Raw genomic sequence first — 13,259 nt, forward strand, 5'->3', positions numbered from 1 at the left:
TCCCTTATTTTTAGCTTACGAAAAGGAAAGTTAGATTAGTCCAAGTAATTGTGTTTGATTATAGAGAAAAAAGTAGTGATTCGTTATAATTTATATATTAATTTTAAGTGAGAAAATGAAAAGGGGAATTGGTTATGCAACAAATTAAAAAAATAGGAAACTCATTTTGGTATATGACACCTGTTTCTGAAACAGATAGACCTATCTTAGGAATGGTCGTTGGACAAAAAAAAACGTTAATGATTGATGCAGGGAATTCAGAAGAACATGCACAATTATTTTTAGAAATGTTAAAAGAACAAAATGTATCGATTCCTGATTTTGTAGCACTAACGCATTGGCATTGGGACCATATTTTTGGATTATCCGTATTACGGAATGCATTAACTATTTCGCACGCTGAAACGAAAAAAGAAATGCAGGCAATAGTATCTTATGAATGGACAGATAAAGCGTTGGATGCACGCGTAAAAGAGGGTACTGAAATTGAATTTTGTGCGGATTGCATCAAGAAAGAGTTTGAAGAAAAAGCGAGAAATATTAACATTATTCCTCCAACCTTAACGTTCCAGGATCAAATGGAATTAGACCTTGGTGAAGTGACATGCGTGTTAAAACATGTGGGCGGAGATCATGCACATGATTCTGTTGTTATGTACATAAAAGAAGAAAAGATATTGTTTTTAGGAGACTGTATATATGCAGATATTTTTTCTTCGAAGTGGAACTATACGACGAAAAGAACGTTTGCATTAATAGATGAATTAGAGAAATTTGATGCTGAGACATATATTCTTTCTCATGGGACAGCTATAAATCGAGAAGAGTTTTTACAAGAAATTCATTTGCTAAAAACAGTAGGAACATATACAGAAGCTTATAAAGGCGATGAAGAGAAGATAAAGGCAGCGTATAAACAAGAGCTAGATAGAGAATTGAATGAAGATGAGCTAGAAACAATAACGTATTTTGTCAATGGTTACGAAATGAATAATCTGTAAGACACTACATTAATCAAATATAATTAAATTGCACAAAAAGAGTATTGAAATTTAATTCAATACTCTTTTTAATAGTTAAATATCTAGTTACAACCAATTTCTAAAATTAGGGCTCGTTATCTGAAGTTATATCACTTTATAGGGGTTCAGATAGAAGCTTTCTTTGCTAATTCAGTAATATATTCAAAGAAAGCATCATGTTTTACATCATAAACGACATTTACAGGTCGTCCATTAGCAGCTTCCTCTGTACGTCCTTGGCTTGGTCCGTATGTATGAACGATACTATTAATTGTTTCAGTTTTTGCAAGGTTAGTGTTTCCGACAAGCGCGGTAGTTAGTACATCCCATAAATAGTAAGTAGAGTTCGTTGAGAAGTGAACCAGAGGGGGAACCATTGCATAGCATTGACCAAGGAAATCCATACCAATATACTTTCGTTCTTTTGCCCACTGTTCACGTATGTTTATAGTTAACGGAACTTGGTTTGTACTTTCTAGTGTCACTAAGTCGATTTTAATTTTTGCATCCCATACACGAGCCACTGCTTTAGGGTCCCAAAACGAATTCCACTCAGCTGTTCCATCATGCTCTGGTTCATGTACATTGCCTGCTGTAAGAAATGTACCACCCATCCAAACGAGACGTTCAATTTTATCTTCGATTATGGGAGCTTCATATAATGCACGAGCAAGGTCAGTTAGGGGCCCAGAAAATAATAAAGTTGTTTTTCCTTCCGTTTGTAGAAGTATTTCTATTAAATGATGATGCGCGGGTTTTGCCGCCACGGGTGTTACAACTTTTCCAGACTCATTTAAAATTGGTAAAGCATCTACATAAAATGCATGCATCCGCCAGTCTTTTGGAAACGGTTTTGCCCGCGAGAGTTTGAAGCGGCTACTGCAATATTACCTTTGCCGAAGCGATCGATAATTTTACGACTGGCAGACATTGCGGGTTCTAAATAGCAGTCTGCTGGGATAACAGATACACCGGTAAGCTCAACGTTTTCCATTTGAAGTAATAAAAATAATGAAATTAAATCATCTACGCCGCCATCATGATTGAAGTACACTTTTTTCTTCATTGTAATCTCCATCCTATATGATTTAGTTAGAAATTAAATATGAATTGAGGAGAAGTCATCAACAATTTCCACAACTTCAATTTCTCCATTAATCAGTAGCTCAGGAAGCTCATTTCTAATATTTCCTTTCCAATACTCTCTAGCTTGTTCGAATTTTTGAGAAAAAGGAATACCATCTTCTTTCGGTAAAAGATTACCGTCACCTTCAAAAGAACTTCCGATTACTCGTAGTTTAACAATCTGTAAAACTTCTCGATTGTAAGAATCAAATAATGCTTTCCATTTTAAAGCATCTTCATAGCTTTTAGCAGCATATAAGCAAGATAACCTGGAAGGGTATTTAGGGAATTCTTGTAGTCTAACCATTTCTGCAATTGTTTCTCTAACTGTTTGATCTATATAACTCATAATTACTTTAGCATTTTCATTATTTATATGTAATTCTTCATTTTTATAGTGATTATTTAAAATTTGTATGCCATCTTCACCACTAGCATTTAATTGTTCTCTTTCAAAAAAGAAGTGATATAGAGTATTGTGTTGATTTTTGTTAACAGGAATGATTTGTCCGATATGCATTTTTTTCTTTGTTACGATATGATATACGAAAAATTCTTGTTCATTCATGGTTCTCCTCCTAGTAGTAATGTTTAAATTTAGTAATTCAACATCGAAATATATAAAACCTTTATAAGTAAAAGTTAGAATTTGAGATGAAAGTAAAGAGAATATATGAAAACGTTTTAAGTTTGTTCACAAAATGTTCACTTACGAAGGGGTTTCCAATGTCGATATAATGACAAAGAATCAAAGAGAAAGGATGATGAAATTTGCCAACAACAAGAAAGGAAAACCTCCAATTTGGCATGATGATGTGCCTTGGGATGGTTATCGTAATGACGTTTTACAATTTACTAATGAATGAAGCAGGAGGACCAATTTATATTAAAGAGATTGCATTAGAACTATTGATTGGATTTATTATTGCGCTATTAATTGAAATATGTATCGTTGGACCTTGTGCGAAAAAAATTGTATTTATGTTACCATTTGATAAATCTAAGAAAATAAATATTATCGTTGCGATGGCGACAACTATGGTAATCGGAATGGTGTTCTTTATGTCATTTTTCGGTATGACTATGATGCATTTACATGGTGGACTACAAGGAGATTCATTTGTTTCAATTTATGTTTCAATTTTTATTAAAAATTTCATAATGGCATATCCATTACAATTAATTATTATGGGACCGCTTGTGCGTTTCTTATTTGCAAAGTTTGTTATGAAAAAGAAATCTTTTAATGTAGCGTAATTATAATTTGAAAAACATTATATGCAAATAAAAACCACATCTCGCATTTTTGAGGTGTGGTTTTTTGTTCATTCCTAGTTATTTTCATAGTGATGTGACATTTGTCCTTTTGCCATTATAGGATTATAGCTTTTAATTAAGTCAGAAATAAAAGATGAGGAGATGATTTTTTGAAAGGTATTATATTTGCTATTTTTGCGGGGATATTTATAACACTTCAAGGAACCTTTAATGCGAAACTTAGTTCACATATCGGTATATGGTCGACGAGTATTATAACCCATTTAATTGGATTCATTATTGCAACAACTGTATTTTTGTTAAAGAAAGAAGAGAAAATAACGGATTTAAAGAGTGTGAAAAAAATATATTTAGCAGCGGGTGCATTTGGTGGATTCATTATTTGTGCAGAAACTATGGCGATATATTCATTAGGAGTTACATTGACAGCTGGTACACTAATGGTTGCTCAATTGTTAACGGCAACAGTTATTGAAATGAAAGGACTGTTTCATATAAAAAAGATACAGATGGAGAGATATCATATTGTGGGAACAATAGTAATGATTATAGGTATTGTTGTATTTAATATGTGAATGAAAGGGGGGAAATGAATATGTGGGATAGATCAAGTTTAATTACGCATTATTTAAAAAACAATAAAACGCTCGAGTTATTTTCAGAAATAGATACAGCGTATTTTCAAATAAATCACTTTGAAAAAGGCGAGCTTATTTGCAATATAGATGACGAAATGGATCGTTTATATTTTGTTGTTAAAGGTAAAGTAAAAGTTTATACGATTACACCTGAAGGGAAGAAACTAATTCTTCGCTTTATCAATCCATTGGCCATTGTTGGTGATATTGAATTAATTCAAAATAGCAAAGCACATAATGTCGTTGAAGCTTGTTCAGATGTTGTAGCAATCTCTATTTCTAATACGGTTATTAGAAACAAGTTATTACATGATCCTATATTTATGAAGTTCTTGCTTAAAAACATTGCGAACACGTTAAAAATATCGACTCGTTTTACTGCTCTTAATTTACTGTATCCTGTAGAAGTACGTGTAGCTAGTTATTTACTTTCAATTTCAACAGATAGTAACGGGAATATGTATAAAGGGGATTTGGATGCAACTTCGGTAACGAGTATTGCAGATTTTATAGGGGTAAGTTATAGGCACGTAATTCGGGTATTACAAAGATTTTATAATGAAAAACTAATTGAAAAGAGTAATGGAGTTATTGTAATTAAGGATTTTTCTAGAATGAAGGAAGTCGCTAAAGATAATATATATGAGCAATGAAAGGGAGAGGAAGATTTTGATTGGATTTAGTTTAGCCATATTAGCAGGAATATTAATTAGCTTACAATCTGTTTTTAATGCAAAAGTAAATGAAAATGTAGGACAGTGGTTAACGACTACATGTGTCCTTGGAATAGGTCTCATTAGTTCTATTCTATTTTATATCATTACAGAAAACAGTAGTAACATTAAAGTGTATACTACAAATTATTTGTTTTATGTAAGTGGACTGTTTGGCATCGGGTTAATTATTTGCATAATGGGTGCAATAAAGAGCTTAGGTCCAGCATATACGGTGCTAATTAGTCTTATTACTCAATTGGTTGTTGCGTTATGCATTGATACATTCGGATTATTTGGAATGGAGAGCATTCCATTACAAGTAAATAAATTAGTTGGTATAGGTTTATTAATTGTGGGAGTAGGAATTTTTAAAAATCTATTTTTGAATAAGAAAGCTATTCATATAAATGAGGATAGTGTCTAAAGAATATAAAGGGAAAAAGTGTGAATGGTCAGAACTTATACATTTAGATAGTAATAAGTGAGCGATGAGGAGAGAGGATAAATGAATCAGTTAATGTTGCAAGATGGTGTACACTATTTGAAAATCAATGGGGTATTGCATTGGTGTAAAGTTGCAGGGGCAGCTCATAATACAGTTCCTCTCATTATTGCACATGGTGGTCCAGGTGGCAATCATTATGTATTCGAAAGAACACTTGGGTTGAGGTTAGAAGAGAATATGACTGTTGTTTATTATGAACAAAGAGGATGTGGTAGAAGTGAGGCACCACAAGATGACGGTGAGTACTCAATCAATACTCTAGTCGAAGATTTAGAGGAATTAAGAAAGCAATTACATGTAGAGAAGATAAATTTGTTAGGATATTCTTTTGGTGGACAACTTTGTTTAGAGTATGCTTTGAAATATCCGAAAAATGTTGAACAAATGGTATTACAAGCACCATCGTTAGATGATTTAAATGATATGTATACTGTGCAGATAGAAGGTTTTCTACAAGTAACGAAAGGGGAAATGAAAGAAGAAATATTGATAATAAGTAAGTCAGAAATTCCTTTAAAAGAAAGGTATAATCAAGTTTGGAGTATAGTTGATACAAAAGCTGTAGATCGATTATTGTTTAAAAATGAAGAATTTGCAAAGCTAAATCGGAGTCTTTGGGAGGAAAGTCAGTTAAGTAATACAGGGAAGATGAGCAAAGTTATTTTTGGAACAAAATCATCTTTACCGCTTATTGAGCGTATTAAAGGTTTAGAAATTGATACGTGTGTCATAGTTGGAGCGCATGACTATAACACGGGTGTAGGAATGAGTTATAGAATAACGAGACAATTGAAAAATGGTAAACTTGTTATATTTGAAAATAGTGGACATTTCCCAGATATCGAGGAGACGGATAAAGTATGTGAAACGATTATTGAGTTTTTGGAACGATAGGGAGGATCGCTAGTATTTCAGAAAACCCTCAAGCTAAGAGTATACGAAATTTTATACAGTTTTTCGGATAATTCAATAACAAACGAGATCCATAAAATGGAACCAGAATAGAAATTTATAAAAAATGTATAGATCCCTAGAATAAAAAAGGAGGAATTCTTATGAGAGTAAGTGTTCCTCCTTTTCCTTGCTACCAATAATGATACGTTATGTTAAACAGTCATGAATAAGTATTCATCCCTATTTTCATTGTTTATAAGTGTAATTGCTAATGGTACAATCAGGATGATATAGGAATATCATCCTGATTGTGTTTTATGGAACATCATTTCTGATAATCAGTACTGCAATGGGACAAAATAACTTTCTATGAAATTATTTATATTGGAGCTGAAACACATGGATTATATAAGTTATTTAAGAAATATGGTTGGACATGAAAAAGTAATTATGGTGGTCGCAGGTTGTTTTGTGGTGAATGAAAAGAATGAAGTACTTCTGCAATTACGATCTGATAATGGGAAATGGGGACATCCTGGCGGGTTTATGGAATTTGGCGAGACAGTTGAAGATACAGCAAGAAGAGAAGTGTTTGAAGAAACTGGTTTAAAATTAGGAAAACTTGAATTTTTTAATGTGTATTCTGGAAAAAAATACGAAAAAAAGCTATCTAACGGTGATCAAGTTGCCTTAGTGAAATTAACTTATATTTGTAAAGATTTTCATGGAACATTACATACTGATAACGAAGAAAGCTTACAGCTAAAATTTTTTCCCCTAGATAACTTGCCTGAACTATGGCAAAATCAACAAGAAGTTTTCGATGATTTATTAAAGTTTATGAAAATAAAAAACTAATTCCCCCTCCTTTTTTGATATTATTTTACTGCCTATGACGATAATTAGATAAATAATCTATCCTTATGGGCAGCTTATTGTAATTTTTTATTTGGGTTATTTTTCTTCAAAAATGCATTGGATTTTCATAGAAAATTGTGATGTGATGAAAATTTTAGCTAGATGGTTATGAACTGGTACCCCATAATAAAAAGCAGGAACATTTTGTACATATCAAATATGTTCCTGCCTTTTGTTTTATTAAGATTAACATCTATGACTTAAAAATAAATTTATTGATTTTGAAGTTATGTGGATTGAATTCGATGTGTTTGAGTAGTGGTTTTAGGCAACGAGAATATAACCGAAAATAAAATATTACTAAACGTATATAACTAATGAATACAATGTCTTTTTCAGTTATTAAGTTGTAAATCATTTTATGATAAAATCTTTTACATAATTTAATAAAGGGGTAGTATTCAATGGGTTATTTCTCAAATGGTTTATTAGTTTTGTTTGTGCTAATCGTATGCAGTTGTATATTTTTTGGTTGATAATATAATGAGAGTCTTATATAAAAGAAGTTATCTTAAGTGAGATAACTTCTTTTTATTTTATATTGAGAAGGAATTCTATCTTTCTTATTGAAGTTTATTCTAGTTATTTTTACATCGATCAGATTTGTGTAAAGGGAATTTTATGAAATAAAAACAAGCCTGAGAATAGGGAGTATTGACATGGAAAATAGTATACGCTACACAAGTGAACATCCTACAGATTTTAATGGATTATTATCCTTATACGAATCTTTAGGATGGAATTCTCTTAAATTAACGGTTAACGAGTTAGAACGAATGTGTAAGCAAAGTTGGTATGCAATTTATGTTTTTGATGATAAGAGGTTAGTAGGGATGGGGCGTGTCATATCAGATGGAGTCATAACAGGCATTATTTGTGGAGTTGGTGTATTGCCAAAATATCAGTCTAGTGGCATCGGAAAAGAAATAGTGAAACGATTAATCCAGCACTGTGAACAAAATAAGGTTATTCCACAACTTATGTGTGTAGAAAAATTGCAATCTTACTATGAATCTATAGGGTTTGAAGCATTCTCTATTGGGATGACAAAACATATTATAAGATAGAGGTGCTTTATCCCGCTATTTGTCGGGTAGTAAAACCCCACGGATTAAAGTTTCACTTTATATTTTCAGTTTACTCGTACATATTTTCAAACTTCAATATAAAGGAGAATGGCTGTATGGAGATTGCTAAAGGGATAGAAATGTTACAACTTGAATTTCAAGAATTTGTTATTCATCCAATTCTTTTATGGGATGATGAAATGGCAGTATTAATAGATACGGGTTTCCCAGGACAAATTGAAGATATACAAGTAGAGATGGAAAAGATTGGGGTATCATTTGATAAGTTAAAAGTCGTGATTTTGACGCATCAGGATATTGATCATATAGGTAGTCTGCCAGAATTGTTGCAGCGCTGTCGAAGTAATATTAAAGTTTATGCGCACGAACTAGATAAGCCATATATCGAGGGGGATTTACCTTTATTGAAGGACGGAAATGTAGAGAACCGACCAAAAGGAAAAGTGAGTGATACTGTGATTGACGGGCAAGAACTTCCGTATTGCGGTGGAATACTAATTCTTCATACTCCAGGGCATACTCCGGGTCATATTAGTTTATATTTGAAACAAAGCAAAATTCTTATTGCAGGAGACTCTATGTATAGTGTGAATGGGATGTTAGGAGGAATTCACGCCCCAACAACTATAAATATTAAGGAAGCAAAGCAGTCTTTGAAGAAGTATTTAAATTTACATATTGAATCTGTAGTTTGTTACCATGGGGGATTAAGTAAGGAGAATATAAATGTTCAACTTCAAAATTTGTAAAGTTAAAATGGAGTTTTTTGTTAAGTGACGTTGAAGTATAATCTGGTTATTAGTATATAAATAAATTATAGAAGAGCATGTTTGAAAAAATTAAACATGCTCTTTTATTAAAGTAAATCAGTTTAATATGAATGACCTAACCCATTCCAATAAAAAGAAACGATTTCTTGTGCTAATTCATCTATATTTGCCAGAATAGGATTGTGATTTTCATCTTTAAAATTCCCAATTGATAATAAAGATACGAAAGCATGAGCCACAAATTTAGCGTTTCCTTTCGGAATTTCTCCCATGTGCATCGCAGTATCGAGTGCTTTTTCTAGCACTTCATACATATTATTTTCAGCATTTTTTAATTCCTTCAATTGTTCTTCAGATAACGACAGTTTAGCATCTTTCATAAAATTTTTCATATCAATATCCATCGTTGCGTGTAAGTAAACTTTGGCGAAGTCTAATAATCTTTCTTCTAAAGTTTTGTTTGTAGAGAGTATTTGAGACATATTCTCTCGTATACGTATCATCATTTGGGTCATAGTAGCGGTAAATAAATCGGCTTTTGTTGAATAGTAATAGTAGACGGTTGCTTTCGTAACACCACAAACTTTTGCGACTTCATCCATAGAAACGACTTGATAATTTTGTGTAAGAAATAAGCGAGTTGCCACTTCTAAAATGGTTTCTTTTGTAGATTTTGTATTTTTATTTTGACGTGGCCTTCCGAGAGGACGTTGTTTTTGTTCCAAATCCATTCGCTCCTGACATTTATTCTTGAGATAATTATAACATAATTTTCAATCATTCTTGATTAATTAACCTACCAGTATATATAATTAATAATGAAGGAAAAAAGGAAGGTGGGTTTTTATGAAAAAGCACCCGTTACATATGTTAGGGAGGCTTGTAGCAGGAAAAAATACGCAATGGATCACTTTATCGGTGTGGGTTCTTATTACATTATTACTTTCATTTACGTTACCACAAGTAAACAGTACGAAAGAACCGAATCCAAAAAATTTACCTGAAACAGCTATGTCACAGCAAGCGGAAGCGCTTATGAAAAAAGAGTTTCCGAATAATGCAGGGAATCCGTTGTTAGTAGTATGGTATAGAGATGGTGGATTACAGTCACAGGATTATAAACTCATACAAGACGTTTATAAAGAGTTAAAAGTTAGTCCTTTAAAAGAACAATCAACGTTACCACCATTTGATACAATCCCAGAGCAAGTATTATCAAAAAGTGCATCAAAAGATGGTACATCGTTTGTTACACCGGTATTCTTTAATAAATCTGCTGGTACGGATATATTAAAAGGAAATCTTGAAGAGTTTAGAGAAATAGTGAATAGTAAGGTGGATGAAGATCCATTTAAACAAAAAATAAGTGAATCTGGTTTACATGTTCGATTATCTGGACCTGTAGGTATTCAAACGGATGCAGTTAGTTTATTTAGTCAAGCAGATGTGAAATTGCTAGTGGCTACAGTACTACTAGTGTTAGTTTTGTTAATTTTACTGTATCGTTCACCAATTTTAGCGATTTTACCTATACTTGTTGTTGGCTTTGCATACGGTATTATTAGTCCTACACTCGGTTTTTTAGCTGATCACGGATGGATTAAAGTAGATGCCCAAGCAATATCAATTATGACAGTATTATTGTTTGGCGCTGGAACGGACTATTGTCTATTTTTAATTTCGAGATATAGAGAGTACTTGTTAGAAGAAGAAAGTAAATATAAAGCATTACAACTTGCGATTAAAGCTTCTGGCGGTGCAATTATAATGAGTGCGTTAACTGTTGTACTTGGTTTGGGAACATTATTACTTGCTCATTATGGTGCCTTTCATCGATTTGCAGTACCATTTAGTGTTGCTGTATTTATAATGGGAATCGCGGCTTTAACGATTTTACCAGCACTATTATTAATTTTCGGTAGGATTGCATTTTTCCCGTTTATACCGAGAACAACTTCAATGAATGAGGAGTTTGCAAGAAAGAAAAAGAGGGCTGTAAAAGTTGAAAAATCAAAAGGCTCCTTTAGTAAAAAACTTGGAGATGTAGTAGTACGAAGACCGTGGACAATAATTATGCTAACTGTGTTTGTATTAGGTGGATTGGCTTCGTTCGTACCACGTATTCAATACACATATGACTTATTAGAATCGTTTCCAAAGGATATGCCTTCTCGTGAAGGGTTTACGTTAATTAGTGATCATTTCTCAGCTGGTGAACTAGCACCAGTAAAAGTTGTTGTTGATACGAAAGGAAAAGAGCTTCCTATTAAACAAGAACTAGAGAAATTTTCTTTCATAAATACAGTGAAAGAGCCAAAAGAGGGAAAAGAAAATAAGCAAATACAAATGTATGAAGTTTCTTTAGCGGAAAATCCATACTCAATTGAAGCGTTAGATCAAATTCCTAAATTGAAAAGTAATGTAGAAAAATTATTAAAAGATGCTGGGATTAGTAATGCTGAAGAGCAATTGTGGATTGGTGGAGAAACAGCTTCATTATATGATACAAAGCAAATTACTGAACGTGATGAATCAGTAATTATTCCAGTAATGATTAGCATTATCGCTTTATTATTACTTGTCTACTTACGATCGGTTGTTGCGATGATTTATTTAATTGTAACTGTTGTCTTATCATTCTTCTCAGCGTTAGGAGCAGGATGGATATTACTTCATTACGGTATGGGAGCGCCGGCCATTCAAGGTGCGATACCGTTGTACGCATTCGTATTTTTAGTTGCTTTAGGTGAAGATTATAATATCTTTATGGTTTCAGAAATATGGAAAAACAGAAAGACACAAAATCACTTGGATGCAGTAAAAAATGGTGTAATACAAACAGGTAGTGTTATTACATCGGCAGGTTTAATTTTAGCAGGAACTTTTGCAGTGTTAGGTACACTTCCAATTCAAGTATTAGTTCAATTTGGTATTGTAACTGCAATTGGCGTATTACTAGATACGTTTATTGTAAGACCGTTACTTGTACCCGCAATTACAGTTGTGTTAGGCCGATTTGCTTTTTGGCCAGGTAAACTTTCAAGAAAGAGTGAAGAAATACAAAAGGTGGATGCATAGTTAAAAAAGCCAAGGGTATTTTCCTTGGCTTTTTCAATGTAGTTAATTAATTTTTTGAAGTCAAATCATCAGCTGCAGCGTGATCAGCATCTTCAATTGTTGTTTCGGGCATTCCGTATAAGCCGTTCATTGCTTGTTCTTCAATAGTAAGGTTTGCAGTATTATTATTTTGAATAGATGTAGTATTTTCAGTAATATTTTCTTTTTTATTCATATTTTTGTTATTCATGTATGTATCCTCCAAATTTCATTTGATTTATCTATAGTATGTGGATGGATTTCAAGAAATATGTGAATTGATTCTTACATATGTTATATAATTAAATAAATAATTAGGGTGAAATGTAAACTGTTAGGAGTGAACAATTATGGTGAAAGCAAGGGAAATAGCCTTCTAAAATAAAAAGAAAATTTTAGGAGGCTATTAGAATGAAGTTTCATGTAATTGATAGAGAAGATTGGAATAGAGAGCAGTATTTTGAGCATTATTTAAAGTTGAAATGTACATTTAGTATGACTGTTAATGTTGATATCACGATGTTATTAGAGGAATTATATCAAAAGGGAATAAAATTTTATCCCGTTTTTATATATTTAATTTCTAGAGTAGTAAATAATCATAAAAAATTTCGAACATGTTTTAACGATGAAGGAGTTTTAGGCTATTGGGAGGAAATGATACCGAGTTATACAATCTTTCATAAAGATGATAAGTCTTTTTCAAGTATATGGACGGATTATTCAAGTGATTTCCGCACTTTCTATAAGAATTATGAAGACGATATGAGATGCTATGCTAGTGTTCATGGTTTTTTCACGAAAGAAAATATTCCACCTAATGTATTTCCGATTTCTAGTATACCTTGGACTAGTTTTACTGGATTTAATCTTAATATTAATAATGATGAAAATTTTCTATTGCCAATTATAACTTGTGGGAAATATTTTAATGAAGGAAACAAGGTTATGCTACCAGTTTCATTGCAAGTACATCATTCGGTTTGTGATGGATATGATGCGAGTCAATTTATAGAAGATTTACAGCAGTTAAGTAATACTTGCAACGAGTGGCTTAAATAATATTTAATTTTTAATTATATAAAGTGAAACTTTAATCAGTGGGGGTTTTGTTCAGCCCCCACTGATTATTAGCCCGACCCCCACCTAACTTCTTTGCTTTCGCTGAATTTTGAGGTGGGGGTCTTACTGCCCAGCAAATAGCGGGAT

General features: G+C 32.5%; 14 protein-coding genes and 1 pseudogene. 11 read left to right on the forward strand and 4 right to left on the reverse strand.

The window, feature by feature from the left end:
* Window positions 1-134 precede the first annotated feature (134 nt).
* Window positions 135-1,001 (forward strand): MBL fold metallo-hydrolase, encoded by an 867-nt coding sequence (locus AXW78_RS11365; protein WP_046946323.1) that lies wholly within the window; start codon window positions 135-137, stop codon window positions 999-1,001.
* A gap of 146 nt (window positions 1,002-1,147) precedes the next feature.
* On the opposite strand, the pseudogene AXW78_RS11370 reads toward AXW78_RS11365, so the two are convergent.
* Together AXW78_RS11370 and AXW78_RS11375 are read right to left on the reverse strand one after the other, a co-directional pair.
* Window positions 1,148-2,100 (reverse strand): annotated as a pseudogene (locus tag AXW78_RS11370) (nucleoside hydrolase).
* A gap of 21 nt (window positions 2,101-2,121) precedes the next feature.
* Window positions 2,122-2,715, reverse strand: coding sequence for a DUF2441 domain-containing protein (locus tag AXW78_RS11375; RefSeq protein WP_061884134.1), 594 nt, complete (start codon window positions 2,713-2,715; stop codon window positions 2,122-2,124).
* A 203-nt stretch (window positions 2,716-2,918) separates the two neighbouring features.
* Here AXW78_RS11375 and AXW78_RS11380 point away from each other — a divergent pair, with 203 nt between their 5' ends.
* The 8 genes from AXW78_RS11380 to AXW78_RS11415 all read left to right on the forward strand — a co-directional run bounded on the left by AXW78_RS11380 (window position 2,919) and on the right by AXW78_RS11415 (window position 8,933).
* Window positions 2,919-3,404, forward strand: coding sequence for a DUF2798 domain-containing protein (locus AXW78_RS11380; RefSeq protein WP_061884135.1), 486 nt, complete (start codon window positions 2,919-2,921; stop codon window positions 3,402-3,404).
* A gap of 170 nt (window positions 3,405-3,574) precedes the next feature.
* On the forward strand, window positions 3,575-4,000 hold the full coding sequence (locus tag AXW78_RS11385; RefSeq protein ID WP_061884136.1) for a DMT family transporter: 426 nt from the start codon (window positions 3,575-3,577) through the stop codon (window positions 3,998-4,000).
* Window positions 4,001-4,020: 20 nt separating this feature from the next.
* Complete coding sequence (locus AXW78_RS11390) at window positions 4,021-4,716, forward strand: Crp/Fnr family transcriptional regulator (RefSeq protein ID WP_061884137.1); 696 nt, start codon at window positions 4,021-4,023, stop codon at window positions 4,714-4,716.
* A 16-nt stretch (window positions 4,717-4,732) separates the two neighbouring features.
* Window positions 4,733-5,203: a DMT family transporter gene (locus AXW78_RS11395; protein WP_061884138.1), complete on the forward strand. Its 471-nt coding sequence runs from the start codon at window positions 4,733-4,735 to the stop codon at window positions 5,201-5,203.
* 81 nt (window positions 5,204-5,284) lie between these two features.
* A complete protein-coding gene (locus AXW78_RS11400; protein WP_061884139.1) occupies window positions 5,285-6,178 on the forward strand; it encodes an alpha/beta fold hydrolase in 894 nt (297 codons plus the stop codon).
* 399 nt (window positions 6,179-6,577) lie between these two features.
* Window positions 6,578-7,036, forward strand: coding sequence for an NUDIX hydrolase (locus AXW78_RS11405; RefSeq protein ID WP_061884140.1), 459 nt, complete (start codon window positions 6,578-6,580; stop codon window positions 7,034-7,036).
* Between the two features lie 719 nt (window positions 7,037-7,755).
* Window positions 7,756-8,163 (forward strand): GNAT family N-acetyltransferase, encoded by a 408-nt coding sequence (locus AXW78_RS11410; RefSeq protein WP_000431735.1) that lies wholly within the window; start codon window positions 7,756-7,758, stop codon window positions 8,161-8,163.
* A 116-nt stretch (window positions 8,164-8,279) separates the two neighbouring features.
* Window positions 8,280-8,933 carry an MBL fold metallo-hydrolase gene (locus tag AXW78_RS11415; protein WP_000401468.1) on the forward strand — a complete coding sequence of 218 codons (654 nt, stop codon included), beginning with the start codon at window positions 8,280-8,282 and terminating at the stop codon, window positions 8,931-8,933.
* A gap of 122 nt (window positions 8,934-9,055) precedes the next feature.
* Here AXW78_RS11415 and AXW78_RS11420 read toward each other — a convergent pair whose 3' ends face one another.
* Entirely contained in the window at window positions 9,056-9,679 is a 624-nt protein-coding gene (locus AXW78_RS11420; RefSeq protein WP_000436039.1) for a TetR/AcrR family transcriptional regulator, read from the reverse strand.
* 121 nt (window positions 9,680-9,800) lie between these two features.
* Between AXW78_RS11420 and AXW78_RS11425 the strand changes: the two genes are divergently transcribed.
* A complete protein-coding gene (locus AXW78_RS11425; protein ID WP_061884141.1) occupies window positions 9,801-12,032 on the forward strand; it encodes an MMPL family transporter in 2,232 nt (743 codons plus the stop codon).
* A 46-nt stretch (window positions 12,033-12,078) separates the two neighbouring features.
* Here AXW78_RS11425 and AXW78_RS11430 read toward each other — a convergent pair whose 3' ends face one another.
* Complete coding sequence (locus tag AXW78_RS11430; RefSeq protein WP_001060656.1) at window positions 12,079-12,261, reverse strand: DUF4021 domain-containing protein; 183 nt, start codon at window positions 12,259-12,261, stop codon at window positions 12,079-12,081.
* A 200-nt stretch (window positions 12,262-12,461) separates the two neighbouring features.
* On the opposite strand from AXW78_RS11430, the gene catA reads away from it, so the two are divergent.
* Window positions 12,462-13,112: a type A chloramphenicol O-acetyltransferase gene (gene catA / locus AXW78_RS11435; RefSeq protein ID WP_000668527.1), complete on the forward strand. Its 651-nt coding sequence runs from the start codon at window positions 12,462-12,464 to the stop codon at window positions 13,110-13,112.
* Window positions 13,113-13,259 lie beyond the last annotated feature (147 nt).

Origin of the sequence: Bacillus thuringiensis, from assembly GCF_001595725.1 — a bacterium.
GTDB lineage: Bacteria > Bacillota > Bacilli > Bacillales > Bacillaceae_G > Bacillus_A > Bacillus_A thuringiensis_K.